Here is a 26,651-nt window from a genome sequence, read left to right as displayed (position 1 = left end):
CGCCGAAGCGGGTTTTTTGTCGATCAAGTCACACTTGGCGATCAGAGCTCAGCGAAGCATTCTTCGATGATCGCCAGACCTTTGTCCAGTTGTTCGTCCGGAGCAGTCAGCGGTACCAGGACGCGCAGAACGTTGCCGTAGGTGCCGCAGGACAGCAGGATCAGGCCTTTGTCGCGAGCCTTGGCCACAACGGATGCCACAGCGGCAGCGTTCGGCTTGTGGCTGTCGCCGTTTTCGAACAGTTCAACAGCGATCATTGCGCCCAGGGCACGGACTTCGCCGATCACCGACGGGTATTTGGCCTGGATGGCCTTGAGGCCAGTGACCAGACGCTCGCCGACGGCCTTGCAGCGGTCCAGCAGGTGCTCTTCTTCGAACACTTCCATCACGGCCAGGGCCGCAGCGCAAGCGATCGGGCTACCGGCGTAGGTGCCGCCCAAGCCGCCCGGAGCGATGGCGTCCATGTATTCGGCCTTGCCGCACACACCGGCCAGCGGGAAGCCGCCAGCGATGGATTTGGCGAAAGTGGTCAGGTCGGCAGCGACGCCCATCTGTTCCATGGCGAAGAACGTACCGGTACGGCCAGCGCCCGTCTGAACTTCGTCAGCGATCAGCAGGATGCCGTGCTGGTCGCACAGGGCACGCAGACGCTTCATGAATTCTTTCGGCGCGACGTAGAAACCACCTTCACCCTGTACAGGCTCGATGATGATCGCGGCGATGTCTTTCGGCTCGGCGTCGTTCTTGAAGATGCGCTCGATGGAAGCGATCGAATCGTCGATGCTCACGCCATGCAGTTCGTTCGGGTACAGCGCGCGGAAGATACCGCCTGGCATCAGACCCATGCCGGCCGAGTAAGGCACGACTTTACCGGTCAGGCCCAGGGTCATCATGGTGCGACCGTGGTAGGCGCCGGTGAAGGCGATCACGCCGGCACGGCCAGTGGCGGCACGAGCGATTTTCACGGCGTTTTCCACGGCTTCGGAACCGGTGGTGACCAGCAGGGTTTTCTTGGCGAAATCACCTGGCACCTTGGCGTTGATTTTTTCGCACAGTTCCACGTACGGCTCGTAGGCCAGTACCTGGAAGCAGGTGTGGGTCAGCTTGTTCAGTTGCTCGGTCACGGCGGCGATGACTTTCGGGTGCACGTGACCGGTGTTCAGCACAGCGATACCGCCGGCGAAGTCGATGAACTCGCGACCTTCAACGTCGGTCACGGTAGCGTTCTTCGCGGACTCGGCGAAGATCGGGTGAATCTGGCCTACGCCACGTGGAACAGCAGCGGTACGGCGGGCCATCAAAGAAGCGTTAGTCTTGCTCATACATTCCTCATTCGCCGCTCATCGGTCGGCGTGGTTCAAGGATCAGGCAGCGAGGAGGCAACTTCGGCAGCATGCGATGATCGACTGCCACAGCTTTCCCCGCCACAGAGAAAATTCCGTTTGAAGCACGCAAAGGAACAGCGCTCTCGTGCCCTTTGCGTTTGAAGCAATGCCTTGCCGGGCTTATGCCCTCGAGCTTAGATGCCCAGGCAGAGGTATTTGATTTCCAGGTAATCTTCGATGCCGTACTTGGAGCCTTCACGGCCCAGGCCCGAGGCCTTGATGCCGCCAAATGGCGCGACTTCGTTGGAGATCAGCCCGGTGTTGACGCCGACCATGCCGTATTCCAGGGCTTCAGCCACACGGAACACACGACCCAGGTCACGCGCATAGAAGTACGAGGCCAGACCGAACTCGGTGTCGTTGGACATCGCGATCACGTCAGCTTCGTCTTTGAAACGGAACAGCGGCGCCAATGGACCGAAGGTTTCTTCCTTGGCCACGGCCGCGTTGTTCGGCACGTTGGTCAGGATGGTCGGCTCGAAGAAGTTGCCTTCCATCGGCTTGCCGCCGGACAGCACGGTGGCGCCTTTGGCAACGGCGTCAGCGATGTGCTCTTGCACCTTGGCCACGGCTTTTTCATCGATCAGCGGGCCAGTGGTGGTGCCGGCTTCCAGACCGTTGCCGATCTTCAGCTTGGCCACGGCCACTTTCAGCTTCTCGGCGAAAGCGTCGTAAACACCTTCCTGGATGTACAGGCGGTTGGCACAGACGCAGGTCTGACCGTTGTTACGGTACTTGGAAATGATCGCGCCTTCGACGGCCTTATCCAGGTCCGCGTCGTCGAACACGATGAACGGAGCGTTGCCGCCCAGTTCCAGAGAAACCTTCTTGATGTCCTTGGCGCATTCGGCCATCAGTTGACGACCGATTTCGGTCGAGCCGGTGAAGGACAGTTTGCGCACGATCGGGTTGCTGGTCAGTTCGGTGCCGATGTCGCCGGCGCTGCCGGAAACCACGCTGAACACACCAGCCGGGATGCCGGCACGCTGGGCCAATTCAGCCAGGGCGAACGCGGAGAACGGCGTTTGCGAAGCAGGCTTGAGCACCATGGTGCAACCGGCGGCCAGGGCCGGGCCGGCTTTACGGGTGATCATTGCGGCCGGGAAGTTCCACGGGGTGATGGCAGCGGTCACGCCGATTGGCTGCTTGATCACGATCAGGCGCTTGTCTGGCTGGTGGCCCGGAATCACATCACCGTAGATACGCTTGGCTTCTTCGGCGAACCACTCGATAAAGGAAGCGGCGTAAACGATTTCGCCCTTGGCTTCGGCCAGTGGCTTGCCTTGTTCCAGGGTCATCAGGCGAGCCAGGTCGTCCTGATTCTCGATGATCAGTTCGAACCAGCGACGCAGCTTGTTCGCACGCTCTTTGGCGGTCAGTGCACGCCAGGCCGGCAGCGCTTTGTCAGCAGCTTCGATTGCACGGCGGGTTTCGGCAGCGCCCATTTTCGGCACAGTACCCAAAATTTCGCCCGTTGCCGGGTTGTTGACCTTGATCGTCTGACCATTGTCCGCATCAACCCAAGCGCCATCGATGAAGGCTTGCTGGCGGAACAACTGGGTGTCTTTAAGCTGCATGTCGGCTTTCCTTAACAGCACCGCGCGATACGCGGAGCAAATTATGATTGTAGAAAGGCGCCTCAGTAGGCTGCCGTCAGGGAAATCATTCACCGGGCTGAAGCACATAAATAGCGCACGTATTGAATTCGTGCGGTTCAGCACCCAGACAAGAGCGTTTGAAATCTCAAACGAATCCTAGGATCAAAGGGGTTAAAGGACAATAGGGCGTTCGAAAAAAAGAACGAAAACGTCTTTTTTGCTGCGATTTTCTGATCAACGTAACAAAGGCAGGTTACGCTTTGGAAAAACGCAGGCGATTCAGCAGCATGGACGCCCGCAGTGCATATGAGTATCATGGCGCCCGCGCTGCACCAGTAGCTCAGCTGGATAGAGTACTGCCCTCCGAAGGCAGGGGTCGTGGGTTCGAATCCCGCCTGGTGCACCATCTATAGAAACGAGAAAGCCTCAGGCCGTAAGGTCTGGGGCTTTTTTGTGGGTGCACAAAAAAACCGCCTAAGCGGTTTTTTTCATTCCGTCGTCCAATCAAACTCGTCGTATTCATCATCGTCCTCGTCATCCTCGAACACTTCATCTTCGAGCACGTCGTCTTCAACGATGTCTTCTTCCGGCTGATTCAGCAGAAAATCCTTACGACTTTCGGTAATCGCTCGCCGTAGTTCCTCACCCTTTTCCGGGCAGTTAAGCATTTGGGCGATGCGGTCGATTTTTTTTGTCACGGCATCCTCCAACGCATCGACTTCAAGCTGATAGTGCGCGCTTTCGGGGAGGGATGCCAAATCCCCGGAAGGCCGCGCACTTCAGTTTTTTCTGCAAAGCCGCTGAAGTGATCAGGCTTCAGCGGTGGTAACGCCGGACCACGCTGCTGTTTTTCAGCACATGACCGTTGATTCGTTCCAGCAGCTGCGCACGGGTCAGGCCTGCCGGCAACGCCTCCGGTGCGAGGTCCAGGGCGTAGATCTGGATGATGTAATGGTGCGCACTGTCGCCAGCCGGCGGGCAAGGGCCGACGTAACCGGCGGTGCCTTTGCTGTTGATGCCGGACACGCCTTCAAGTGTGGACTTTGCGCCGACACCGGACGCGATCTGGTGGGTGCTCGCTTTGATGCCGTAGTGCACCCAGTGATCGACACCCTGTCCTTTCTGGCCGTCAGGGTCGTGCATGACGATGGCGTAACTGAGCGTTCCGGCCGGGCCGGCGCTCCAGCTCAGCGCCGGTGAAACATTATGCCCGCCGCAGCCCGGCGCATCGCTGGCAGCGGCAGAAGTGAACAACCGGTCATCCGACACGCCTGGGATGTTCAGGGTGAAACGCTCCTGGGTCGCTTGTGCCGCCTGCGCCGCATGCGCCGGCAATTGCACGCAAAGGGCGACCGCTATGGCCGCTAGCCAAGGGTTCAGAGAGGTCAATCGGGTCATGCCGGAGTACCTTGTGCGGGTGGGGCCGTCGTCGGCGTGCAAACTATAGCTGGAGCTTTCATTTGGTGGCACCAGGATTTGGCGCAACCTTCAACAATTGCGCCGTTTTTTCAATGAAGCACCGCGCCTCAGAACCGTCCTACACCCGTTACTGAAGACGGTGACGAGGATAGGTCGACCGCATTTCAACCGCCGAACAGCAAAACGCCCGGCGCCTGCATTGCGCAGAGGCCGGGCGTTGTCTGGAGGGTGGCGGTTTTATTGAACCTCGCCTGCGCCAGCAAATTTGCTCATGACGAAGCCGACAAATTCTTCGACTGTCATTTTCTGGCCGTTGAACTCGACCTGATTGTTGGCGTAATGCAGTTTGCTGACGATGTTGCTTGCGTCCAGTTTCGCCAGTTGCGAGCCGACGGCCATGCTGCCAAACATGTCGGCGGTGGCGGTGGCCTGATCGGCGATCAGCTTGGCGTCCGTCTGGCCGTCGATTTGCGATTGCACGGTGAACACATCAACGAGCATTGGCTTGGACACTTGCAGATTGATGTCCAGCAGCGCAATCAACTGTCTGATCAGTTGGTCAGTCGGCAATTCGATCGATTGTGGTTTGGTCAGGTCCAGCACCAGGTTGGCGCGGCTTTCACCGTTGGTGGTTTTGAACGAGAGGTTTTCCAGGGCCACCTGCGGGCCGGCCGCCAGCAATTGCTCCAGACCGGTTTTCAGTTGCGCCTCTTCGGCTTCGGTCAGCTTCAGTTCCGGCACCGGTTGACCCGCCTCGGCTGCCTCGGCGGCAAGTTGCTCGTACGGCTGCAGTTTGCTCTGGTAAACCTGCATCAGCGACATCGTCGCCGGTATGTCGAGGTTCTTCAGGCTCATCGCCAACTGTGCCGAACCGAACGCCTTGCCGTTCAAGGACACTTCACCCACCTTGTAATCGGCACGCCCGGAGGCGCTGGTGCCCGATTCCTCGGTCTGGTTCTTCATCTCGAAATTCTTGAAGCCCAGCACGGACTGTTTGGCACCGAACGTGGTTTGGCTGCTGGTCAGCACAACGGTGTTTTCGCCGGTGTAGTAGCCGTAGGTGCTTTTGCTCAGGTTGCTGGCCAGAGTCAGGCCGTTCAATTCGACCTGCACCGGTGCCTGATCTTCGGAAACGGTGGTCAGCTTCAGACTGTCCATGTAGCCGTCGGCCTTGACCTTCTGCGCCTGGGCGCTGGCCGAAACATCGAGTTTCAGGCCAGAAAACTTCAAGCTGGACTTGTCATCCAGTGCGGTTTCCAGCGGCAGCATTTCCAGCGTGCCGTTGGTGGAGTTGTCGTAGCCGATATTGACCACGCCTTTGAGCGGGGAGACATCCTTGGCGGCGGCAAACCATTTTTCAGTGAGCGGCGTCTTTTCCAGTTCGTAATGACTGGTGGCCATGACCGGCAGCCACTTCAGCGACACCAGGCGCGAGAACGGCAGCGGACCGTGTTCGATGTGATCGACAAACAGCAGCTCGACCGGCTCCTCGCCGAACATTTCACCTTCGCCCTTGAGGCGATAGTGCGCGGTGCTGCTGAACACATGGCGCTCCAGCGACACCAGTTCCAGCGATGCCGTGCCTTTATGACCGACCAGCGCCGCTTGCAGTTGCTGGTTGGCGTCAGCCAGGGAGGTGTTCAGCACGCTTTCGATTTTGGTGCCGGTGTACCAGGCACCGCCGGCGCTGATTGCACCGATGGCCACGACAATTCCCAGTAACACGCCTGCTGATTTATTCATGAATGACCCGTTCAATGTCCGTTGTTGAAGGTGTAGTCGTCTTCCCTGAACCCATGACGGGTTGCGGTCGCGACAGCGCTGAAAGTGGGATGCAGATTAGCATCAGGCGCGGTGGACGGCCCAAGGATTAAAGGTGAAAGAGTGTCTATGGCGCATGTATGAGCGATTGTCTTCGCTGGCAAGCCAGCTCCCACAGGTCGCGGACATTCCCCGTAGTAGCTGGCTTGCCAGCGAAGGCGTCAGACCTGCCAACGCAGCATCAGGAATACTGGACCTCGATCTCATCGAGCTGATGATCAAAGGTTTTAAGCCGCGCGGTCCAGGTGTACACCAGCACTTCAAAGTCGCGATTGATCACCGCCCCGCCCATCACTTCCCCCTGCGGGTCGCAGAAATCCAGCTGATAGCGTTCGCGGGCCATGGCGGCGGCGACATCGGCCAGTTCCCGCGCATTGTTGAGCCAGTGCCAGCCGTCGTCGGCCACTTGCTTGTCGAGCGCCAGGCATTGTTTTTTCAGGGTTTCGAGACTCTTTTCCAGCGGTGTGCCGGTGAGTTCGCCCATGACCTCCTGGAACGTGCGACCTGGCTGCCAGTAACTGCCCCAGAAATAACGGTCGAACACCGTTTCGACACGACGCAGCGCGACCTTGGTGTCCCAGATCAGTACCAGGGTCTTGCCTTGTTCGAGTTGTCTTTTTTTGATTCGCTGGTTCTGGACCGAGGCCCAGGCCACCACCGCGATGGACATCACGGCAATCAGCGCCGTGGCGCTGTCGAGGAACACCAGAGCCTTGTCGATCTGGTGGGTCAGCATAACGCCGTAGAAATAGGTGGCCGAAAGCAGCACTAACGCTACGACGGCGCACCAGAAGCCGAGAGCATAAGGGTTTTTCATTATTGGTTTCCCCATGACCTGCGCGAGCTTTGCGAAGCAAGGGCGCCTGACTCCAGCGCCCCTCCAACACTTCAAAGCATAGCAACGGCCTCAGGGTTTGCCGGAGTTCGACGCTTGCGTTCGTCCGCTTTCCCACCCTCCGCCCAGGGCGAGGAACAAATCGATCTGGCTCATGGCAACTTGCGTGTTCGCCGTGGCCAGTTGCGCCGTGACGTCGGTGTAAGTGCGGGTCGCTTGCAGGTCCGCCAGGAACGACTCGCGGCCGGCCTGGAAGAAGCGGTGCGTCTGGTCGGCCGCCAGTTTCGCCGATTGCTCGGCATCCGCCAGGGCATCACGGCGTTGCAGCAGCGCGGAGTACTGGGCCAGGGCGGTCTGGGTTTCGCGAATGGCGTTGAGCACAACGCCGTCGAAGTGTGCCAACACACCCTGGGTCGTGGCTTCGGCTTCACGGATGCGGGCGCGGGTGCCGTTGGACGGTACGGTCCAGGTCAGCGACGGCCCGAACCCCCAACGGTTGGTGGATGGGTCGCCGAGATCCCCCAGGATGCCGACGGTACCGATGGTCGCGCCGATGCTGATGTTCGGGTACAGCTCGCCCGTAGCGATGCCGATACCGGCCGTCGCGGCCGCCAGTCGGCGCTCGGCCTGCCGCACGTCGGGACGACGCTTGAGCAATGCGGCACCATCGCCCACAGGCACCAACTGCGCGATTTTCGGCAGTTCAGCGCAAGTCGCAGTGCCGGCCGGCAATTGATCCACAGGCTTGGCCAGCAGCATCGACAAACGGAACAGCCCGGCCTGACGTGCCGCCTCATAACGGGGCATGTCGGCACGCAACGACTTGAATTGGGTTTGCGAGCGCGTGACCTGGGTCTCGTCGCCGCGTCCGGCGTCGCGCAAGCGCTGGATCAGCGTGGTGCTCTGGGATTGCAGATCAAGGGAATGCTGGGCGATCTCCCGCTCTTCGTTGGCCGCGCAGACTTGGGTGTAGGCCCGAACCACATCCGCCACCAGGGTAATGCGCGCGGTGTCGGCGGCAGCCTGGGTGGCATCGGCATTGGCCTTGGCCGCTTCGATGCCACGCTGCAACGTACCGAACAGGTCGAACTGGTACGACGCAGAAATACCGATATCGCCGATGTTGGCCACCGGCACCTTTTCCGGCAACAGGAAGGCTTGGCCGGACTCCTGCAAACGCTCGGCGCCCATTTTCACGCCACCGCTCCAGCCACCGGCCGCCTCGGCCTCGTCGACTTGCGCACGAGCGCGCAACAGGCTGGCCGCCGCCACGCGCAGGTCGGTGTTGGATGCCATGGCTTGCTGCACCAGTTGATCGAGACGCGGGTCCCGATACAGGCGCCACCAATCGGCAGGCACCGGCGCCGAGACCACGGGCTTGCCAGCCACCGCCAGTTCGCCCTGCAAGTCATCACGGTGGATGGCCGCCTCCTCTGGCAAGTGATAGTCCGGCCCGACCACCTGACACGCCGACAGCAACAAGCCTAATCCGGCAACCGCCAAACCCGTGGCTTTGCTCATTGCGCAGGCTCCCGGACCTGATCGTCGATGATCGACACAGTCGCGGTGCGCCCGGCGATCATGCGGAAATCCGCCGGTACGTCATCGAAAGCAATCCGCACTGGAATCCGCTGGGCCAGGCGCACCCAGCTGAACGCCGGGTTGACGTTGGGCAACAGGTTGTTGCCGCTGGTGCGGTCGCGGTCTTCGATACCGGCGACGATGCTGACCACATGGCCACGCAGGCGCGCGCGGTCACCAATCACCCGGATGTCGACGCTCTGGCCGATATGGATGCCGTCCAGTTTGGTTTCTTCAAAATAGCCGTCGATGTGAAACGAATTGCTGTCGACGATAGACAGCACCGGCCGCCCGGCACTGACGAATTCCTGGGCACGCGGCGCGCGGTCGTTGACATAACCGTCCACCGGGCTGCGAATCACCGAGCGGTCGAGGTTGAGCTGAGCGCTGTCCACCGCCACCTGAGCTTCCATCAACGCCACTTGCGCACGGGCGACCTTGGACTGGCTTTCTTCCAGCTGTTCGGCAGGCACCAGATTGCCCAGGCCCTTGTTGCGCTTGGCTTCGCGCTGGGCCTGGGCCAGGGTTTCTTCCCGGTCGGCGACGGCGGCTTTCGCCTGGCGCAGGGCCAGTTTGAAACGGTCCTGATCGATGCTGAACAGCACCTGACCGCGCTTGATCGGCTGGTTGTCGCGCACGTCCACCTGCTGGATCAGCCCGGAAACGTCGGGGGCGATCTGCACAATGTCGGCACGGATGTGACCGTCGCGGGTCCAGGGGGCAAACATGTAATACAGCACCATCCGCCAGACCACGACCACGGCGAAGCTCACGATCAACAGGGTCAGGGCCACGCGGCCGATGGTCAATAAAGGCTTTTTCATGTCATCAGGTATCGACTGAGTGAGTCCACGACGCCAAGCAGCAAGGCGTAGAGAGCCACGTTAAACAATGCCCGGTGCCAGACCAGGCGATAAAAGTGCAGACGCGTGAGCACCCCGTGCACCAACAGGAACAACACATAGGTAATGCCCATCAGCACCAGCAGTGTGGGCAGGAATACCCCGCTGAGATCCAGGTCACCAATCATAAAGGCGCTCCATCGATGCCATGGGGAAGCGGTTCTTCAAGCTCGGCGGAACCGACAAATTCGACGCCAGGCAATAACGCCAGGCGCAAGCCACTCAAGGCGTGCAACAGTTGCAGGCGGGTCTCGTCATCGCCCGCGCCGCCCAGCGCTCGACGGGCTCGGTCCATGGTCATCAGCAACGGGCTCGGTGCGGGCAAGCGCCTGCCAGCCTTGAGGCACGCCTTGAAGTATTCGCCGACCTCGGCCACCACCTGGCGCAACAGCGCGTTCGGCACCCCGTCAATACGCGGCGCGTAGGCGAGAAGATCGAGCATATTCAGCGCCACGCGGACTTCCCGCAGGGCAATCCCGGTGTCCTGCCCGGTCAAGGCCAGACGCGGCAAATGCTGCATCAGGCGGTCAAGCATTTGCACGCCAAGATGCCGGTGCTCGGCCAGACTGGCCGGCTCGGACAGGCCGACAATGTCACGCCAACTGAATCGGGTCAGACGCTTGGCCGCCAGTTCGGCGCCGAATGGCCGGGCGATCAGGGTCCAGACAAACGCAAACAGCAAGCCCACGGGGCCGGCCAGGTTGGCGTTGGCAAAGCTGAGGAAGTCCGCGTCGTACGCGCCCTGAATGCTGATGAAGGACGAGGTGTTGACCAGTGTCAGCAACATGCCCAGGTAAAACTGCGGCTTGACGGTCAAGGTGCCGACGATGATGAACGGCACGGCGAACGCCAGCACCAGCATCGGGAAATCGTGCAGGTTGGGCAGCACCAGAAACAGGTAAAGGCTGGCGAACAACACCGACATCGCCGTCCAGAAAAAGAACCGGTAAATCTGTGGTGCAGGGTCGTCCATCGAGGCGAAGAAGCTGCACGCCACGGCCGCCAGAATCACGGCGGAGCCCCCGTCAGTCCAGCCCAGCAGAATCCACAGCACCGATGCAACGATGATCGCCGTGACGGTGGACGCCGCTGAGTAAAGCATCAGGCCGCGATCCAGAAATGGCGACAGTCGGCCGAGCCGCCAATGCCGATACACCGCGTGCCAACTGTCCTGGTTTTCGCATTGGATGGCGATTTGCAGACTGCGGCAGTCCTGCCACAGATCGATCCATTCGCCGAGGCGGTACAGCGCGTTGGAGAACAACAGCTGCTTGCGGTCCTCCAGCGCTTCGACATTGGGTTGAAGGGCTTGGACCTGGTCTTTGAGCGCCTGCCAGCGATCGACATCCGCGTCCTTGTGTTGCAGCCATTCGCCAGCGGCGCTGAGGAGCGGCGCGAACTTATCCACAAGCTCGGGCGTGCGCCGCTCCAGGGCGTAAAGCGCATCGTCGAGGGCATCGACCACGGTCAGCAGGTGAATCATCCGCCCGCGCAGCTCCTTGGTGTTGCGCACCGTTTGCGGCCGCGCGCCTTCGTGGGGCAACTGACCGATCATCAGCTCCAGGCTATTGAAGGTCGCCACCATCGACGCACGTAACGCACTGGCTTCGGCCGGTTGCACATGGCGACCGAGGAATTGCAGGCTATAGGTCGAGGCATCGGCGAACCATTTGCTCACCGAATCGTTGAACACCGGGGCCAGCCGCCGGGGCCAGAACATCGCGCCGACGACTGCCGCAACGGCGATGCCGAGGAAGATCTCCTCCGTGCGTGCCTCGGCGACGTCCCACACCGACAACGGGTTATTCATCACCGGCAGGGCGATCAGCGGCAAGGTGTAACCGGCGAGCATCAACGCGTAGTTGTTGGCGGTGCGCAGGTGCAGGGACAGAAACAACAGAATCCCGGTCCACAGCGCAATGACCAGCACCAGAACATAGGGGCTCTGGACGAACATCGGCACGAAAAAAACCGCCGCGGCAGCACCGAGGAAGGTGCCCACTGCACGGTACAGCGCCTTGGAACTGGTCGGGCCGACAAACGGGCTGGAAACGATATACACCGTGGCCATCGCCCAGTAAGGACGCGGCATTTGCATGAGCAAGGCGATGTAGAGCGCAATCATCGAGGCGGCGAACGTACGCACGCCGAAGAACCAGTCCCGCGCCGGGGGCACGCCGGTAAAAAAGCCGCTCAAGGGTAGAGCACCGGTGCTTGTCCGGCCGACTCGAAGGCCTTCAATACACGCAAGGTGGCTTCGAGGTCGCGCGCATCGATGCCTTCGAGCACCTCACTGCGCAAGCGCACCAGCTCAACTTCGACGGCTTGCACCAGTGTCCGACCGCTGTCGGTGAGGCTCAGGCATTTGGCGCGGCGATCCTGCGCATCCTCGGTGCGACAGACGTACCCGGCGTGACACAACTGATCGAGCAACCGCACCAGGGACGGACTCTCCATCCCCGCCGCCTGCGCCACCGTCACCTGACGCACCCCCTCGCCCAACCGTCCGATCATCAACAACGGCACGGCACAGGCTTCGGAAATTCCGTAATTGAGCAGCGTGCTCTGGCAGATTTTCCGCCAATGCCTGGCGGCCACCACCATGGAGCTGCTGATGTTCATCTGCAGAGCGTCGAGATTATTCGGCACGGGAGAAAACACACTGTTAGTTTGCTAACTATCAATATGGCATTGGAGAGGTTTTTCCGTCAAGTTTTGAAACAAATTCGCCAACTGTCAGCGCTTTTTGGCCCGCTCATAGATTTCACTACGTTCACGTTTCCCGACCGCGACGACAGACACGACTACACGCTCATCGATAACCTCATATACCAACCGGTAACCTGAGGACTTAAGCTTGATTTTGTAGCAATCAGGCATGCCATGAAGTGCGTCGGATGGGATTCGAGGCAACTCGAGTCGTTCTGCCAGCTTCTTTTTGAATTGCTCGCGCAACGTATGTCCAAGCTTGTCCCATTCCTTGCGCGCAGACGGCAGGAATTCGAGCTTATAGGTCATCCAGGCTTACCGGGATCGGTGTTTCATGACGACGAGAACGAATGATTTCCGCCAGCGAAAGGTCATCAAGGCGCTCCATCATGGCCTCGAAAACATCGGCAGGGACCATGTAGCCCATGACTCGATTGTGATTGAGCACCGCAACGGGCCCGCCGTGAGCACCGTTTAAAACGGCAGTCGGGTTTTTCTTTAACTCAGACACACTGACAGCCATGTCGGCCAGAACACTTTGCATAATTAAGACCTCAAATAAGGTCGTAATTCTGGTCTGTTTTTCCCAAGCGAGCAATGTTGCAAGCAACCTCCCATCAGATTTCTTATACCCCCCGCCCTTTCCTCAACATCACATCCAGCTGATCAACCACCTCCGCCCAATCGGCATCCTCCAGAATATCGTCGCGCAGAAAATCCGCCTGGCTCTGGGTCCAGAAGAACGCATCCGCCAGGTGCAGTTCCGGTTTGAGCGGTGAATGGGTGGAAATGAATTTATCGATGCTTTCGGCGTCGTCGGGCAGGCCGAGTTGTTTGAACAGCGATGGGAGGCTGTGGGTCGGGTTTTCCATGTCTGGAGCTCCTGTGAATCAATGAAGGGACCGCTGCGCGGTCAATCGCGGGCAAGCCCGCTCCCACAGGGTGAGCGCATGACCTTGTGGGAGCGAGCTTGCTCGCGAAGACGCCGCACATCTAATGACTCAACTCCCGCACCTCGGCATGCGGCACCATTTTCAGGAACTGTGGCATGTCCATGTGCAGCAGGTTGATGTGGTTGCCGGCTTCCAGATAAATGTCCTTTTGCCGGGTCAGCAGCGGGTCGATGACCACGTCCAGCCCATAGGCCTCGCCCAGGGCGGGTACGGCGCCGCGCTCGCAGTCATCGAACAGGTGCGGCAGAGTGCTTTCGCGCGAGACTTGCCATTCGCCGCTGCTGCGCACTTTGCTCAGGTCCAGGTGGCGACTGGCGGGCAACACGGCCATCAGGTAATGGCCGTGGTGGTCGTCGAGGATGACCGACTTGGCCACCCGCTCGGCTGGAATGCCCGCGACTCGCGCCGTTTCCAGGCTACTGGCCGAGTGAGGGTGGGTGACGATGTCATATTCGCATTGAGCCTTTTCCAGGCTTCGCTGCACGGTTCTTGCCATACGCATGATGCACCTCGGTGTCCGCAACAACGTCTGACGGACGATGGTTGACGCTTTTCCACGTAGTGAAAGTCTAGGCCCGCCGGGCCAAACCGGTGGGAAATCCGCCCATTGGACACGTCGACACCTGAACAAAATTCATACAACCAAACGGTCAACTAAACTGTATACAGAACCGTCCACGACGCTCCCGGAGGGTGACGTGAATACGCGCTGTTGTACCGCTGCACTGCTAATGGCGTTGAGCGCATCAGCCTTCGCTGCAGACACTGTCGGGCTACCGGCGACCAATCCCGCCGGAATCTGGTTGATCACCTTCGGCCTCGCGTTCCTGATCGCCGAGGCGGCCCTGCCCAATTACGGCGTGATTGGCCTGGGCGGAATCGTGATGTTCGTGATCGGCGCGCTGATCCTGACCAATGCCGAACTCCCCGCTCCGTTGATGATCGTCTTGGGCCTGATCAGTGCGTTGCTGCTGGTGTTTCTGCTGATCCGCGCCCTCAAGACCCGCCCGCGCCATACCATCAGCGGCGATGCCGTGCTGGTCGGCAGCATCACCCCCGTCACGTCATTGCTGGCCGACGATGCCTGCCACGGCTGGGTGCATTTGCAGGGCGAATACTGGCAAGTGTCGAGCGCCAAACCCCTGCAGATCGGGCAGAAAGTTCGCGTGGTGTCGCGCAAGGGATTAATGCTGAAAGTGGCCGCGACTGACGCGGTGCCAGCGGGAGAATAGTCATGGGCCTGCAGGTGGGTTTTGTCGCGCTGCTGTTACTGCTGATCGCGCTGGCCGGATCGACCTTCCGCATCCTGCGTGAATACGAACGCGGGGTGGTGTTCCAGCTCGGACGCTTTTGGCAGGTCAAGGGCCCGGGCCTGATTCTGTTGATTCCGGTGGTTCAGCAAATGGTTCGCGTCGACTTGCGCACCGTGGTGCTCGACGTCCCGGCGCAAGACGTGATCACCCGCGATAACGTCTCGGTCAAGGTCAACGCCGTGCTGTACTTCCGCGTACTCGATCCACAGAAGGCGATTATCCAGGTCGAGGACTTCCTGATGGCCACCAGTCAGCTGGCGCAAACCACCTTGCGCGCGGTGCTGGGCAAACACGAACTTGATGAGCTGCTGGCTGAGCGCGAACGGCTGAACATCGATATCCAGCAAGTGCTCGACGCCCAGACCGATGCGTGGGGCATCAAGGTGGCCAATGTCGAGATCAAGCACGTGGACCTCAACGAATCGATGATTCGCGCCATCGCCAAACAGGCCGAAGCGGAGCGCGAGCGCCGGGCCAAGGTGATCCACGCCGAAGGCGAATTGCAGGCCTCGGAAAAACTCATGCAGGCCGCCGAGATGCTGGGCCGCCAGCCCGGGGCCATGCAGTTGCGTTACATGCAGACGCTCAGCTCGATCGCCGGCGACAAGAGTTCGACCATCGTCTTCCCACTGCCGATCGAACTGCTCAAGGGCATGGCGGACTTGTCGTCGAAACCTTGAGCGCCGTCACTCAGCCCCCATGACGAACAAACGTGCCCGAGTGTTACCCGCAGCGGTTTCGGCGACTTTCTGCCAACCGCCGGGCAGCGGGGCGAATTCGTCGGGTTGATCCGCCGTGCTGATCAACCACACGCGCCCCGTTGCCCTGGGCAATTGACTGAGATGGTCGAGATAGATCCTTGGCGCATCACCATTGACCAGTGTGCCGAAGCCATAATCATTCGGGCGGCTGGATGTGCCGTTGACCAAGGGCGGGGTGTACAGCAGCGGATCCGTGCCGGTGCGGTTGTAATAGACGTAACTCATGTACCAGAGCATGTCACTGATGACGATTCGGTCGCCCGCCACGTAGTGCTGATTGACGAAATCGACCATCACATTGATCTGGTCATTCACATCCACGGTGGCATTGTTTTTCAGCCCGACCAGCTCGGTGCCGACAAACAGCACCAACAACCCCAGCGCCAATACCCGAAAGCCGCTCAGCAAGCGGTCGATGGCCAGTGCCATGATCAGCGGCAGGCCCATCGCATAGGCATTCAGATAGCGCTCGATAAACACGGGTGAAATAAACGAAACCCCGTAAACCAGCAACAACGGTAGCAGGGTGTAGAGTGCCAGCAATGCACTCCAGCGAAAGGGGCTGCGATCACGCAGCACCGTCATCACCATCACGGCTAGCAATAGGATGGGCAGCGCAACGAACAAGAGCCGGGGCAACTTATCCCCATCGTCCTGGATCAGAAAGTCCCACACCATCGACGGCAGGGAACTGAGCGTGACCGGCAATTCCCAACCCACATCGCCATTGGCCTTGAGCTCACCCATGTGCCGGGTCAGATCGACCAGGCCAGGGATCCAGGGAGCAAACAGCACCACAATGGCCACGTTGCTCAGCCACCAGGCCGGGCGAGTGATGTGCTTCAAGGGTTGCTCCGGCTGCAGACGCAACACCAGCAGGTACGCCCAATGGACGAGCACACAGAGCGCAGTGAAATAGTGGGTGTAGAACGCGGTGGCCATCAGTAGCGCGTAGATCACCAGCGCATGCGTATTGCGAGGCTGCTTGACCCAATACACCAGTGCGATGGTAGCGCCGAGCAACCACAACCCCAGCCACGAATACATCCGCACTTCCTGGCTGTAGCGCACCGCCGTAGGCAACAGCGCCAGCATCAACCCGGCCAGTAATGCCGCCCGCGGATTGGCGATCAGCCGGACCAGCCACATCCCCAACATGACCGACGCGACACCCGGCAGCGCACTCATACTGCGTATCGAAAAAAGGCCATCGCCAAACAGCCCGATCCAGCCATGCAGCATCATGAAATACATCGGTGGATGGACGTCACGGGCGGCATGAGCCCAGATACCATCCAGGGTGTACCGACTCATCAACAGGCTGGAACCTTCATCGCCCCAAATCGCGGCATCGGTCAGGCCGTATAAACGAGTCAGGACGGCCAGCATCAGGACCAGCAACCCGCCACCCCACCACAGCAGTCGCTGCCTTGAGTCGAGCACTGCCAAGTTCGCGGTCGATGGCCGGGGTTTGGCCAACCGCTCTTTTCTTTGCGCCTCCACTACCACTCTGTTCACCTGCACTGCCTAATCGTTCCGCTCACTTTAGGCTAATGTCAGCCGCCACGGCCAGCGGATACACCGGCGCCACCTCCCCTCCCTTCCACGCACCGCTGTTGCGCTGTCCGCAGGGCGATCTGATTCTGACGAACGGCTTCGATCAGGCTGTCGATACCGGGTTTGCTCCAGCCAAGCAGGGAGTCAGCCGCAAAGACCTAACAGTTCTGATAGTTCTCAATTGTGAGCCGGGCGAGTAGAACTGATGGCCTGCATTCTCTTCGGCCCCGCGGAGTTCGCTGGATGACCAGAGCCAACGCTGTGAAACAACGCGTGATACTGCTAGCGACCAACAGCAGCCAATCGATCATTGGCGAAAGCGTCGAGGGCAAGGTCAACACCATCGGTTACTCCGCCTATGGCGAGCAGTCAGCGCAGCAGGAAGTCGCATCGGCGCTGGGGTTCAACGGTCAATTGCGCGAAGCCCGGCTCGGCTGGTATTTGCTGGGCAACGGCTATCGCGCCTACAACACGCGCTTGATGCGCTTTCATAGCCCGGACAGCTGGAGTCCGTTTGGCGGGGGTGGGTTGAATGCGTATATGTATTGCATGGGAGATCCGGTGAATCGGGTGGATCCGACGGGGCACGGTTGGCTGTCACTTGCAGCTTCATTGCTGGATCGCATGGGGGTCGTGATGCCCAACACCCGCCCAATGGATCATGTTTCTTTCGTGACACGCACAGGTCGCCGCTTCAATGCTCTTGGCTTACCCGATATTCCCTCCACCGCCTTGAACCTGGAGATCGGGATGAGACCAGAGAAAACAGGTGAATTGGCAGGGCTTGCCAGCGTAGGTGCGCCAATTTTTGCACCGAAACCCAAGGTCAATTGGGTAGGTAATAATTCGGCAGGTGACTGGCACACGGCAGCGAATTGGGGAGCTGATAACTATCCTGTAAGCGGAACTCGAACCGTTGCGACTTCGGGAAGCAAGCGTTCGGCGCGCCCCTCTCAAGTGTCCGCATCGTCCACCTCACAACCTTCTCGCCCTCGCATTGATTCTTTTGATCTGCCTAGAACGGAGTATTCAGGCCCCGGCCCAGTGAAGCCACGGTTCGAACATTTGCAACTTCTGGGCGGGGAAGTTCCCCAACCTCCCAACTACTGGAAAGGGCGACCACCTCAGGATCAACCACCTACACCCCAGCCCCGAAATCCCGCCCCCCAGATGCTTGGAAATGCCATAACTCCGCAAGAGGCCCGCGACAGGCATGCCGCTGCTATTGCGCTACTGAGATTGGGACAATAGGAACAAATCGCAGGGGCGATTGCAGAGTTACTTGCATCAGACAACACTCGCAAGCACCGTAATGCCAACTCAATGCCCAAGTTTAACGTGATGAGGTCATCCTACCTCTGCATCCCCCACCGCCTCACCGTCACCTGCTCCAGCGAATCAAACACCAGGTTCTCCACCAGCAGCCCAATCAGAATCACCACCGCCAAGCCGGCGAACACCATGTCGGTGTACAGCTCATTGCGATTCTGAAAGATGTACCAGTCCAACCCGCCCTTGCCGCTGGTGGCACCAAACACCGGTTCAGCGGCGATCAGCGTGCGCCAGGCAAACGCCCAGCCGATTTTCAGCCCGGCGAGGATCGACGGCAGTGCGGCCGGAATCAGGATGAACAACACGAAGCGTATGCCCTTGAGGCCATAGTTGCGCCCGGCCATGCGCAGGGTTTCCGACACACCGAGAAACCCGGCGTAGGTGTTCAGCGCCAGAGCCCAGAGCACCGAATGCACCAAATTCGTCGGGTTGATCCGCCGTGCTGATCAACCATACACGACCGGTTCCCCTGGGCAATTGACTGAGGTGGTCGAGGTCGATCCTTGGCACATCACCATTGACCAGCGTGCCAAAGCCATGCGCTGCCGAAACGTTCCCCTCACTTTAGGCCAATGTCAGCCGCCACGGCCAGCGGATACACCGACTCCCACCCCCCGCCCAGCGCTTTGTACAACCCGACCATTGCCAGCGACACACCGGTCGAACTTTCCACCCATTGCTCCTGAGTGGCCAGCAAGGCGCTTTGTACAGTGAGCACGTTGACGAAGTCCACGACCCCTTGCACGTACTGCTGTTGTGCCGTGCGCAGGGCGATCCGGTTCTGACGCACAGCTTCGGCCAGGCTGTCGCGGCGCAGTTGACTGGCGTTATAGGCGCTCAATTGATCGTCGATTTCATGCCAGGCGCGCAATACCGTTTGCTGATAGGCGATGGCGGCCTCCTGTTGCTGGGCTTCGCGCAGGTCCAGCACCCCGCGCAAGCGTCCACCGTCAAACAGTGGCAGGCTCAATTGCGGGCCGATGCCGAACGCGCGCGAGCCCCATGAACCGAAATCGCTCAACTGCCGGGCTTGCGAGCCGACGTTGCCCGACAGGGTTATGCGCGGATAAAAATCGCCCTTGGCCACCCCAATGCTCGCGGTCGCGGCATGCAAACGCGCCTCGGCCTGGCGAATGTCCGGACGCCGTTCGGCCAGTTGCGACGGCAGGCCGATGGCGATCTGGGGTGGGGTCTGCGGCACCGGCGCATCGGTGGATAACTCGGCGGTGAGTGCCTGCGGCGGCTCGCCCATCAACAGGCTCAGCGCGTTGATCAGTTGCGTCTGACGTTGCGCCAGGGCGGGCAGGCGCGATTCGATGGCCGCGACTTGGGCGGCGGCTTCGGCAACATCCAGGTCCGTCGCGACACCGTCGGCCAGCCGTAGCTGCGACAGTTTCAGACTGTTGCGTGCGACTTCAAGGTTCTGCTCGGTGACTGCGCGGGTGTTTTGCACGCCACGCAGCTGAATGTAGTCCTGGGCGGTTTCAGCGAGTACCGACAACAACACCGCGCGACGGTCGTTTTCGGCGACTTCCAGGGTCGCGTCGGCGGCTTCGGTTTCGCGGCGCACTCGCCCCCACAAGTCCAACTCCCAAGCAGCGGAAAAACCCGCATTCCACAGGTTGAACGCCGAATGGCCGTTGTGCCCCGACGGATCGCTCAGGCCATTGCCACTGTTGCGCTCACGGGAATAGCTGGCCGTGGCGGCGGTGGTGGGATAGCGGTCGGCGGTGATCACCTGACGCACGGCACGACTTTGCTGCAAGCGGCTGCTGGCGAGTTTCAGATCGAGGTTGTCGGTCAGGGCGCGCTGGGTCAGGGCCGAAAGCTGCGGATCGTTGAAGACTTCCCACCAGCGCTCGCCCAGGGTTTCGGTAATGGCTTGGCTGGGGGCGGCCTTCGATGGTTTTGACCATTCGGTGATGGGCGGGGCCTGGGGCCTTTGGAAGTCCGGGCCGACGGTGCAGGCACTCAACGAAGCAAGACTTAACCCAATGGCCAGCGACTGCATGCAAAACCTGAGGCGAGGTCGCTTGCGTACACCCGCCGATTCTGGGGACGCTTCGCGGCCCTGCGGGAGCACGCGCCCCCGCCACAAGGATGAATAGTTGCTGACGTTCATCGTTGCGCAACCCCGTGGTCACCGACGCCAGCCGTATCGATCCTCGCTTCCACCGACATCCCCACACGCAATCGTTCGGCCAGTGGCTGACCCGGTTCCAGCATGATTTTCACCGGAATCCGCTGCACGACCTTGGTGAAATTGCCGGTCGCGTTATCCGGTTTCACCGAGGCAAAGGTCACGCCGGTGGCCGGTGCGATGCTCTCGACACGCCCGTTCAGCGTCGCACCGTCAAAGGTATCGACACGTACCTGCACGTCCTGCCCCGGATGCACATGGGTCAATTGGGTTTCCTGAAAGTTCGCCATCACGTAGGCCTGCGCCAGCGGCACCACCGCGAGCAGTTTGCTGCCTGGCGTGACATAGGCACCGACCCGCACTGCCCGCTCACCGACCATGCCGTCCTGCGGCGCGACGATGCGTGTGTAGGACAGCTCATAACTGGCGATTTCCAGCTTCGCCTGCGCCCGTTTCAGGCCACCCTCGGCGGCGTCGCGCTGCGCCGTGAGGATGTCCACTTGCTTGCGTTCCGCCGCCAGCACTGCCGTGACGTTGGCCAAGCGTGCACTGGCCTGATCGATGTGGGTGCGCGCTTGTTGAGCGTTCTGCACCGTGCCGGCACCGACGCCGGCGAGGTGGTCGTAGCGGTTGAGTTCATGTTCGGCGAAAGCCATTTCCGCCTTGGCCGACACGACTGTCGCTTGTGCCTGAGCAATCATCGAAGCCTGGCGTTCAAGGGTCGCCCGGGCATTCTGCAATTGCGCCTGGGCCACGAGGGTTTCGGCGGACGCCGCTTCGGCGGCGGCCCGCAGATCGCGGTCATCGATCAGCGCCAGCAACTGGCCGGCCTTGACTTGCTGGTTGTCTTCGACCAGCACCTCCTTGATGAACCCGGCCACCCGCGGCACCACCAGGGTGTAGTCCGCCGAGACAAACGCATCATTGGTGCTTTGTTGTGTGCGCTGGCCGAATGCCCCCGGCGCCAGCAGATACACCAGCACGCCCACCGCGATCACAACGGCGACGCCCATGGCCACTTTTTGCTTTGATTGAGTCGTCATAAAAACCTTCTGTTTCAGTGAGGCGTTCAAGTCGCCGCCCGCGGCGGAAAGACCCGAGTCGGTAACCAGAAAATCAGCAGGATCAGCGCCACGGCGATACCGGCCATGCACAGGTACAGGTCCGCGGCGGTCAACACCACGGCCTGCTCGTGCAACCGGTGCGCAAGGCCTGCGCTGTCAGCGTCGACCAGGGGTGAATTGCCCAGGCGATCCACCAGCATCGTCGAGTGAAAGTGCAGACGCGCGGTGGTCAGGGTTTCCAACACGCCGGTGGCAATCACCGCCGACAGCCCTTTCACGGTGTTGAACCAGGACGACGCGAACGGTCCGTCCATCGGATTGATACTGCCGGTCGCCAGCATCAGCAGCGGCAGCACCGCCATCGGCTGACCGAAGATTTGCAACCATTGCAGCGCATAGAAATCGTCGCGAATCCACGCCGACGTCAGCTGTGAGCCCCCGAGGCAGGACAGCATCAGCATGCTCAGGCCGATCCCCAACACCCAGCGACAATCGACCCAGCGCAGGTTGCACAGCGCCGCCACCAACGGCAGCGCGATCAACTGCGGCAGTGCCGCAACCAAGGTGACCGGCGCCGTCTGCACCGGGCGATAACCCTGGACTTGAGCCAGGTAGCTGGAAGGAATAATGATCACCGCCAGCAGCACGACCAGCACCCCGGCCAGGGTCATCAGGGCGAATGAGAGGTTGCGGATGCCGAGCATCTGCATCTTGAAAAACGGAATCGGCTGCGACCATTCGTTGATCAGAAACGCCACCAACAGCAGCACCCCACCCACGAGCAGTCCGCTGATCAGGTTCGACTCGAACCAGTCCAGGCGATTGCCCTGCAGGATACCGACCACCAGCATGCAGATCGCCGGAAACCCCAGCAGCAAACCACGCCAGTTGAACTGTTTGAAACGCTCCAGCCGCAGCGGGTCCTGGGGAATGCCATAGGCCACGGCGGCCATGGCAATCAGGCAGGGCACGACGACCTGCCAGAAGGTCCATTGCCAGCCGACATACTCGGTCCAGAGCCCGGCCAGCGGTGTGCCCAGTCCCGGGCCGAAGGTCGCCGTCAGTGCATAACCGGCCAGGCCATACAGCTTGACGTTGGGAGGCAAAAATCGCAGCGCGACGGTCATCAACATCGGCGGCAATGCACCACCGGCCAGGCCTTGCAAGGTGCGCAGGATCAGCAGGCTTTCGTAGTTCGGCGCCAGTGGGCAGAGCACGCCCAGCAGAGTGAACGCGCCAATGGCGCAGAGGGTGAAGCGGCGCAGCGAGTACGTGACCGCGCACCACGGCGCGAACGCCGCCGCGGCCACCGAGGTCGCGGCATAACTGGCGACCAACCAGGTGCCCTCGTCGTAGCCTATGGCCAAGGCACCGCGAATATCCGCCAGGGCCACCTTGGTCACCATCTCGTTCAGGCCCGACACCAGCACCGCCAGCAACACGCCTACCAGGCCGATGATGATTCGCAGGCCGAAAACTGGCGGCGTGGCAATTGCGGGTTGGGTCGCAGCGAGAGGTGCCGTGGCCGTGAGGGATGTCATTACTGCGAGCTCCGGAATAAACCTGCGGAGCATTCTATGAAGCGCATGACCTGACGAAAATTGACTTATTGGCAGCTTATAAGTGCGTTTTATGCAGCAATGCGTCTGGGCGGGGCGAGCTCGTCTCAGGCCTGGTTTGCGGCCTGCCACGTTTCTTCGCAACAGGTTTTCAGGGTTTCACGCAGCCAGCGGTGAGCCGGGTCCTTGTCGAATCGCGGATGCCAGGCCTGGGTCAGCATCAAGGTCGGTAGCGGGATCGGCAAGGTGAACGAGCGCAGCTTCAAGCCCAGGCGCTGCACGCTTAACAAGGCTTCCTTGGGCACGGGCAAAATGAGATCCGAGTCCGGCAGCGCAAACATCGCCGCATGAAAACTCGGCGCAATCACGGCCACCCGTCGTTCCAGCCCCAGGGCATTGAGCGCCGCGTCGATTGGCCCGCGGGCGATCCCCCGACGGGACATGCTGATGTGAGAGAACCCGGCGTACCGCTCGGGGGTGATTTCCGCGTCGAACAACGGATGATCCTCACGCACCAACCCGACAAAGTGAGTGGAGAACAGGTTCTGCACCTTCACTTCCGGGGTTAGCGGCCGGGTATTGCTGACGTTCAGATCGATGCGTCCTTCACGCAGCGCTTCATCGTCGCCATCGCCCTCGGGGACGAAACGCAATTCGCAGTGGGGCGCCTGACGATCCAGCGTGTCGAATAACCGGCCACCGTAAACGCCCACGAAGAAGTCGTTGGCGCGAATGTTGAAACGCCGCCGCAAAGAGCCCAGCTCCACCCCATCGGCCGAGCGAAACAGCAACGCCGCCTGGTCCACCACGTCACGCACCTGCCCGCGCAATTCCAGCGCCTTGGGTGTCGGCACCAGACCACGACCGGCGCGCACCAGGATCGGGTCGCCCATGGCTTCACGCACGCGGGTCAATGTACGGCTCATGGCCGCGGGACTGAGGTTCATCCGCCGCGCCGCGCCGACCACACTGCCCTCGTCGAGCAGGGCGTCAAGGGCGACCAGCAGGTTCATGTCGGGTAGTTGCATGGCAAGCACTCATGTCTGGTCAGAACTGACTCAAACACAATGCTAGCAGTTCTCTACCAGACGGCGCCGTTCATCACGCCTCACAGTACGAACGATCTTCCAGCCACAGCCCCAATCCACGAGCCGAGAGTGGCCTGGAAATCAGATAACCCTGGGCGACCTCATAACCTTGTTCCTTCAGAATGCGCTGCTGGCCCAGGGTTTCGATACCTTCGGCCACCACGCTCAGCTTGAGACTCTCGCCAATGCGAATCACCGCTTCGCTCAGCGCCTGGCTGGTGGTGTCATTCTCCAGATCGTGCACGAAGCTACGGTCGAGCTTGAGCTCCTGGAGCGGTATGCGACGCAGGTAACTGAGGCTCGAATAACCTGTACCGAAATCATCCATGGCCAAGCGTATTCCCAGGGCATGGACCTCGTTGATCGTGGTCAAGGTGTCTGGATTGCTGTCCATCAAGACGTTTTCGGTTATTTCCAGCGTCAGGTCGTTAACCGTCAACCGCTGTTCGGAAAGGATTCGGGTCAGAATGTCGGGCAATTGGCGATTGTGAAAATTGGTCGGCGACAGATTGACCGATATGGCTGGCACGCTCAGCCCTTCGCGCCGCCAGGCAGCCAATTGACCGCAAGCCTCACGCAGTGCCCACTGCCCGAACTCAACAATCAGCCCACACTCTTCGGCCAACGGTATAAAGCACCCGGGTGAGATGTCGCCCAGCTGCGGATGTTTCCAACGCGCCAGCGCTTCTACCCCATAAAGTGCGTTGTCTTGCAGATTGATCTGGGGCTGGTAGACCAGATGCAACAGTTGCTGATCAATGGCTTCGCGCAACGCCGTTTCAAGCCTCAATCGCCCGCGCGCCAACTGGTCCAGGCCTTGACTGAAGAAGCTGACACAACCCCGCCCACTTGTCTTTGCCTGATACATGGCCATGTCGGCGCGATGCAGCAGTGTTTCCATGGAGCGGCCATCGTCGGGAAAAAGGCTGACACCGATACTGGCCGACGGCTTGAGCGTCACGCCCGAAATCTGGCAGGGTGCACTCAGTTCTTCCCTCAAGTACTCGATCACCACCTGCGCCTGGCTCAATGCGCACTGGGGCAACACGACGACAAACTCATCACCCGACAACCTGCTGACGATGTCGACTTTGCGACGATACTTGGTCAGGCGCCGGGCGATCACTCGAAGAAACTCGTCACCCGCAGGATGCCCCAATGAATCATTGACCTGCTTGAAGCGATCCAGATCGATAAAGAGGACCGTAAGCGGCGTGCCGTTGCGGGAGGCATCGGCAATGGCTTGATTGGCACGGACATGAAGCTGATTGCGATTTGGCAAACCGGTCAAATCGTCATAAAACGCCAGCTGTTGGATGTGAGCGCGGGACTGCTCACGCTCAAGCGCCAGTGCACACAGGTAAATACTGGCATTGACCAATTGCTCATGCAGCAGTGACGGCTCGCGGGGCGAGCGATAGTAGAACGCAAAAGTACCCAAAACCCTGCCTGAACTGGACTTTATAGGCGTCGACCAGCAAGCCCTGAGCCCGAGAGGCAATGCGAGGTCGCGAAAACCGACCCAGAACGGATGAGAGGCAATATCGCGGACCATCACCGCTTGGCCGCTGAACGCCGCCGCGCCGCAAGAACCTACCCCAGCCCCGATAGCCACTGCATCCAGCGCCGCACTGTAGCTTTCTGGCAGATCAGGAGACGCCAGGGTGCGCAGCAATCCGTCGTCATCCACGCTCAAGATCGAGGCAATCACCTCCGGCGCGATCCTCTGGACCTCTTTACAAACAAGGGCCATCAAGGACTCTATGGACTCCTCCCGCACCATGGCTTCGAGCATTTTATTGCGCAGAATCTCCGGCATCCGAGAGTGGGTCACGTCAATCATTACGCTGACGGTATTGATCAAATGACCCTGCGCATCACAGACCGGGTAAATCGTGACATTGCACCACACCCGGCGGCCTTCACGGGGGTAGGCGACCGCCTGCGAATGATAAATCTCCCCCGACATCACCTGCTCTTGCATGGCGACTTTGACGTGCTGATCGAAGTCCGGCGCAATCACGCTGTCGAGTGGTTGTCCGTAGACCTCATCGGTGGCGTGCCCGAACATGCGGGAAAACCCACCGTTGGTATACACAATGCGCCATTGGGCATCGGTGATGATGATGGCATTTTCCGAAGTGTCGACGACGAGCGACAACAGTTGCAGGCGTTCGTGTTCCTTATGATGTCGGGTAATGTCCCTGATGATCGCGGCATAAAACTGTTGCCCTGCAGCGCTGACCCTGGAGATGGACATGGCCCCCCAGCGGTAGTCGCCGTCCTGGCGCTCGATCAGCACGTCACGGCTGGTGCCGACAATTTTGTTGATACCGCTGCGACGATTGGCTTCGATGTAACTATCGTGGCTAGCCTGGATCAGTTGTGGCACCAGGAAGTTGACGTTCTTGCCCATGACTTGATCGCGGGTATAGCCCCATAGGCTTTCAGCGGCATCGTTGAACACAATGACCCGATTCTGGCTGTCGATAACCACAACGCCATCGATACTTTGCTCTAGTGCCTGGGTAAAGACCTGCGAAAAATCCTGAACATCCGACATATGGCAGTGATCCGCTAACTACGATTTAACATTCCAGGCTAAATTCGCTGTACTAACAATGCTCGACGCGG

At 60.1% G+C, this 26,651-nt stretch carries 24 protein-coding genes, 1 tRNA gene and 1 pseudogene; 4 read left to right on the top strand and 22 right to left on the bottom strand.

Going from position 1 to position 26,651, the window contains the following annotated elements; all coding sequences use genetic code 11:
• Positions 1–41: 41 nt before the first annotated feature.
• Entirely contained in the window at positions 42–1,322 is a 1,281-nt protein-coding gene (gabT, locus tag AC1Q6D_RS27950; RefSeq protein ID WP_103406562.1) for a 4-aminobutyrate--2-oxoglutarate transaminase, read from the bottom strand.
• A 197-nt stretch (positions 1,323–1,519) separates the two neighbouring features.
• The gene (gene gabD, locus AC1Q6D_RS27945; RefSeq protein ID WP_103406563.1) at positions 1,520–2,962 is read right to left on the bottom strand and encodes an NADP-dependent succinate-semialdehyde dehydrogenase; all 1,443 of its coding nucleotides are present in this window, start codon (positions 2,960–2,962) and stop codon (positions 1,520–1,522) included.
• Between the two features lie 350 nt (positions 2,963–3,312).
• Between gabD and AC1Q6D_RS27940 the strand changes: the two genes are divergently transcribed.
• Positions 3,313–3,389, top strand: a tRNA-Arg gene (locus AC1Q6D_RS27940).
• An 82-nt stretch (positions 3,390–3,471) separates the two neighbouring features.
• Here AC1Q6D_RS27940 and AC1Q6D_RS27935 read toward each other — a convergent pair.
• The 13 genes from AC1Q6D_RS27935 to AC1Q6D_RS27875 all read right to left on the bottom strand — a co-directional run bounded on the left by AC1Q6D_RS27935 (position 3,472) and on the right by AC1Q6D_RS27875 (position 13,705).
• Positions 3,472–3,741 carry a hypothetical protein gene (locus AC1Q6D_RS27935; RefSeq protein WP_219739184.1) on the bottom strand — a complete coding sequence of 90 codons (270 nt, stop codon included), beginning with the start codon at positions 3,739–3,741 and terminating at the stop codon, positions 3,472–3,474.
• 58 nt (positions 3,742–3,799) lie between these two features.
• Positions 3,800–4,381 (bottom strand): YbhB/YbcL family Raf kinase inhibitor-like protein, encoded by a 582-nt coding sequence (locus AC1Q6D_RS27930; RefSeq protein ID WP_103406564.1) that lies wholly within the window; start codon positions 4,379–4,381, stop codon positions 3,800–3,802.
• 258 nt (positions 4,382–4,639) lie between these two features.
• Positions 4,640–6,145, bottom strand: coding sequence for a YdgA family protein (locus AC1Q6D_RS27925; RefSeq protein ID WP_103406565.1), 1,506 nt, complete (start codon positions 6,143–6,145; stop codon positions 4,640–4,642).
• A gap of 259 nt (positions 6,146–6,404) precedes the next feature.
• Positions 6,405–7,040: an NADH:ubiquinone oxidoreductase subunit N gene (locus AC1Q6D_RS27920; RefSeq protein WP_103406566.1), complete on the bottom strand. Its 636-nt coding sequence runs from the start codon at positions 7,038–7,040 to the stop codon at positions 6,405–6,407.
• A 90-nt stretch (positions 7,041–7,130) separates the two neighbouring features.
• The gene (locus AC1Q6D_RS27915; protein ID WP_047536042.1) at positions 7,131–8,579 is read right to left on the bottom strand and encodes an efflux transporter outer membrane subunit; all 1,449 of its coding nucleotides are present in this window, start codon (positions 8,577–8,579) and stop codon (positions 7,131–7,133) included.
• A complete protein-coding gene (locus AC1Q6D_RS27910) occupies positions 8,576–9,463 on the bottom strand; it encodes an efflux RND transporter periplasmic adaptor subunit (protein ID WP_103406567.1) in 888 nt (295 codons plus the stop codon). The genes AC1Q6D_RS27915 and AC1Q6D_RS27910 overlap by 4 nt, the downstream gene beginning before the upstream one ends.
• Positions 9,460–9,669: a DUF1656 domain-containing protein gene (locus AC1Q6D_RS27905; RefSeq protein WP_047536034.1), complete on the bottom strand. Its 210-nt coding sequence runs from the start codon at positions 9,667–9,669 to the stop codon at positions 9,460–9,462. Before AC1Q6D_RS27905 ends, AC1Q6D_RS27910 begins: the two co-directional genes overlap by 4 nt.
• A complete protein-coding gene (locus AC1Q6D_RS27900) occupies positions 9,666–11,738 on the bottom strand; it encodes an FUSC family protein (protein WP_103406568.1) in 2,073 nt (690 codons plus the stop codon). Before AC1Q6D_RS27900 ends, AC1Q6D_RS27905 begins: the two co-directional genes overlap by 4 nt.
• Positions 11,735–12,163 carry a MarR family winged helix-turn-helix transcriptional regulator gene (locus tag AC1Q6D_RS27895; protein ID WP_047536030.1) on the bottom strand — a complete coding sequence of 143 codons (429 nt, stop codon included), beginning with the start codon at positions 12,161–12,163 and terminating at the stop codon, positions 11,735–11,737. Before AC1Q6D_RS27895 ends, AC1Q6D_RS27900 begins: the two co-directional genes overlap by 4 nt.
• 114 nt (positions 12,164–12,277) lie before the next feature.
• On the bottom strand, positions 12,278–12,559 hold the full coding sequence (locus AC1Q6D_RS27890) for a type II toxin-antitoxin system RelE family toxin (protein ID WP_103406569.1): 282 nt from the start codon (positions 12,557–12,559) through the stop codon (positions 12,278–12,280).
• On the bottom strand, positions 12,549–12,794 hold the full coding sequence (locus AC1Q6D_RS27885; protein WP_103406573.1) for a type II toxin-antitoxin system Phd/YefM family antitoxin: 246 nt from the start codon (positions 12,792–12,794) through the stop codon (positions 12,549–12,551). The genes AC1Q6D_RS27890 and AC1Q6D_RS27885 overlap by 11 nt, the downstream gene beginning before the upstream one ends.
• 82 nt (positions 12,795–12,876) lie before the next feature.
• A complete protein-coding gene (locus AC1Q6D_RS27880; protein WP_047536022.1) occupies positions 12,877–13,122 on the bottom strand; it encodes a DUF2789 domain-containing protein in 246 nt (81 codons plus the stop codon).
• A 121-nt stretch (positions 13,123–13,243) separates the two neighbouring features.
• Positions 13,244–13,705, bottom strand: coding sequence for an aminoacyl-tRNA deacylase (locus AC1Q6D_RS27875; RefSeq protein WP_103406570.1), 462 nt, complete (start codon positions 13,703–13,705; stop codon positions 13,244–13,246).
• Positions 13,706–13,901: 196 nt separating this feature from the next.
• Here AC1Q6D_RS27875 and AC1Q6D_RS27870 point away from each other — a divergent pair, with 196 nt between their 5' ends.
• Positions 13,902–14,435, top strand: coding sequence for an NfeD family protein (locus AC1Q6D_RS27870; RefSeq protein ID WP_178083167.1), 534 nt, complete (start codon positions 13,902–13,904; stop codon positions 14,433–14,435).
• A gap of 2 nt (positions 14,436–14,437) precedes the next feature.
• Positions 14,438–15,196, top strand: a complete 759-nt coding sequence (locus tag AC1Q6D_RS27865) for a slipin family protein (RefSeq protein WP_047536013.1) — start codon at positions 14,438–14,440, stop codon at positions 15,194–15,196.
• Positions 15,197–15,202: 6 nt separating this feature from the next.
• Here AC1Q6D_RS27865 and AC1Q6D_RS27860 read toward each other — a convergent pair whose 3' ends face one another.
• Positions 15,203–16,780: a glycosyltransferase family 39 protein gene (locus AC1Q6D_RS27860; RefSeq protein WP_371919940.1), complete on the bottom strand. Its 1,578-nt coding sequence runs from the start codon at positions 16,778–16,780 to the stop codon at positions 15,203–15,205.
• A gap of 297 nt (positions 16,781–17,077) precedes the next feature.
• Here AC1Q6D_RS27860 and AC1Q6D_RS27855 point away from each other — a divergent pair, with 297 nt between their 5' ends.
• Positions 17,078–18,085 carry an RHS repeat-associated core domain-containing protein gene (locus AC1Q6D_RS27855; protein WP_492618489.1) on the top strand — a complete coding sequence of 336 codons (1,008 nt, stop codon included), beginning with the start codon at positions 17,078–17,080 and terminating at the stop codon, positions 18,083–18,085.
• Positions 18,086–18,186: 101 nt separating this feature from the next.
• Here AC1Q6D_RS27855 and AC1Q6D_RS27850 read toward each other — a convergent pair.
• From AC1Q6D_RS27850 to AC1Q6D_RS27825, 6 genes and pseudogenes are all read right to left on the bottom strand, one after another.
• Positions 18,187–18,585, bottom strand: a pseudogene (locus AC1Q6D_RS27850) (ABC transporter permease); the annotation flags it as partial.
• A 140-nt stretch (positions 18,586–18,725) separates the two neighbouring features.
• Positions 18,726–20,177 (bottom strand): efflux transporter outer membrane subunit, encoded by a 1,452-nt coding sequence (locus AC1Q6D_RS27845; protein WP_371919939.1) that lies wholly within the window; start codon positions 20,175–20,177, stop codon positions 18,726–18,728.
• A gap of 107 nt (positions 20,178–20,284) precedes the next feature.
• Positions 20,285–21,349, bottom strand: a complete 1,065-nt coding sequence (locus AC1Q6D_RS27840) for an HlyD family secretion protein (protein WP_103406521.1) — start codon at positions 21,347–21,349, stop codon at positions 20,285–20,287.
• Between the two features lie 26 nt (positions 21,350–21,375).
• The gene (locus tag AC1Q6D_RS27835) at positions 21,376–22,911 is read right to left on the bottom strand and encodes an MFS transporter (protein WP_103406520.1); all 1,536 of its coding nucleotides are present in this window, start codon (positions 22,909–22,911) and stop codon (positions 21,376–21,378) included.
• 125 nt (positions 22,912–23,036) lie between these two features.
• Entirely contained in the window at positions 23,037–23,957 is a 921-nt protein-coding gene (locus tag AC1Q6D_RS27830) for a LysR family transcriptional regulator (RefSeq protein ID WP_047536000.1), read from the bottom strand.
• A 73-nt stretch (positions 23,958–24,030) separates the two neighbouring features.
• Positions 24,031–26,580: an EAL domain-containing protein gene (locus AC1Q6D_RS27825; protein WP_103406519.1), complete on the bottom strand. Its 2,550-nt coding sequence runs from the start codon at positions 26,578–26,580 to the stop codon at positions 24,031–24,033.
• Positions 26,581–26,651: the final 71 nt, after the last annotated feature.

This window comes from Pseudomonas sp. MT92 (genome assembly GCF_058792515.1).
Note: the sequence above shows the minus strand (reverse complement) of the source record. Positions and strands in the feature narration are given on the sequence as shown.

Coding starts and splice junctions, on each gene's coding strand:
- gabT (WP_103406562.1), bottom strand. CDS start 1,322: ATGAGCAAGACTAACGCTTCTTTGATGGCCCGCCGTACCGCTGCTGTT.
- gabD (WP_103406563.1), bottom strand. CDS start 2,962: ATGCAGCTTAAAGACACCCAGTTGTTCCGCCAGCAAGCCTTCATCGAT.
- AC1Q6D_RS27930 (WP_103406564.1), bottom strand. CDS start 4,381: ATGACCCGATTGACCTCTCTGAACCCTTGGCTAGCGGCCATAGCGGTC.
- AC1Q6D_RS27925 (WP_103406565.1), bottom strand. CDS start 6,145: ATGAATAAATCAGCAGGCGTGTTACTGGGAATTGTCGTGGCCATCGGT.
- AC1Q6D_RS27920 (WP_103406566.1), bottom strand. CDS start 7,040: ATGAAAAACCCTTATGCTCTCGGCTTCTGGTGCGCCGTCGTAGCGTTA.
- AC1Q6D_RS27915 (WP_047536042.1), bottom strand. CDS start 8,579: ATGAGCAAAGCCACGGGTTTGGCGGTTGCCGGATTAGGCTTGTTGCTG.
- AC1Q6D_RS27910 (WP_103406567.1), bottom strand. CDS start 9,463: ATGAAAAAGCCTTTATTGACCATCGGCCGCGTGGCCCTGACCCTGTTG.
- AC1Q6D_RS27905 (WP_047536034.1), bottom strand. CDS start 9,669: ATGATTGGTGACCTGGATCTCAGCGGGGTATTCCTGCCCACACTGCTG.
- AC1Q6D_RS27895 (WP_047536030.1), bottom strand. CDS start 12,163: ATGAACATCAGCAGCTCCATGGTGGTGGCCGCCAGGCATTGGCGGAAA.
- AC1Q6D_RS27890 (WP_103406569.1), bottom strand. CDS start 12,559: ATGACCTATAAGCTCGAATTCCTGCCGTCTGCGCGCAAGGAATGGGAC.
- AC1Q6D_RS27885 (WP_103406573.1), bottom strand. CDS start 12,794: ATGCAAAGTGTTCTGGCCGACATGGCTGTCAGTGTGTCTGAGTTAAAG.
- AC1Q6D_RS27880 (WP_047536022.1), bottom strand. CDS start 13,122: ATGGAAAACCCGACCCACAGCCTCCCATCGCTGTTCAAACAACTCGGC.
- AC1Q6D_RS27875 (WP_103406570.1), bottom strand. CDS start 13,705: ATGCGTATGGCAAGAACCGTGCAGCGAAGCCTGGAAAAGGCTCAATGC.
- AC1Q6D_RS27865 (WP_047536013.1), top strand. CDS start 14,438: ATGGGCCTGCAGGTGGGTTTTGTCGCGCTGCTGTTACTGCTGATCGCG.
- AC1Q6D_RS27855 (WP_492618489.1), top strand. CDS start 17,078: ATGACCAGAGCCAACGCTGTGAAACAACGCGTGATACTGCTAGCGACC.
- AC1Q6D_RS27845 (WP_371919939.1), bottom strand. CDS start 20,177: ATGCAGTCGCTGGCCATTGGGTTAAGTCTTGCTTCGTTGAGTGCCTGC.
- AC1Q6D_RS27840 (WP_103406521.1), bottom strand. CDS start 21,349: ATGACGACTCAATCAAAGCAAAAAGTGGCCATGGGCGTCGCCGTTGTG.
- AC1Q6D_RS27835 (WP_103406520.1), bottom strand. CDS start 22,911: ATGACATCCCTCACGGCCACGGCACCTCTCGCTGCGACCCAACCCGCA.
- AC1Q6D_RS27830 (WP_047536000.1), bottom strand. CDS start 23,957: ATGCAACTACCCGACATGAACCTGCTGGTCGCCCTTGACGCCCTGCTC.
- AC1Q6D_RS27825 (WP_103406519.1), bottom strand. CDS start 26,580: ATGTCGGATGTTCAGGATTTTTCGCAGGTCTTTACCCAGGCACTAGAG.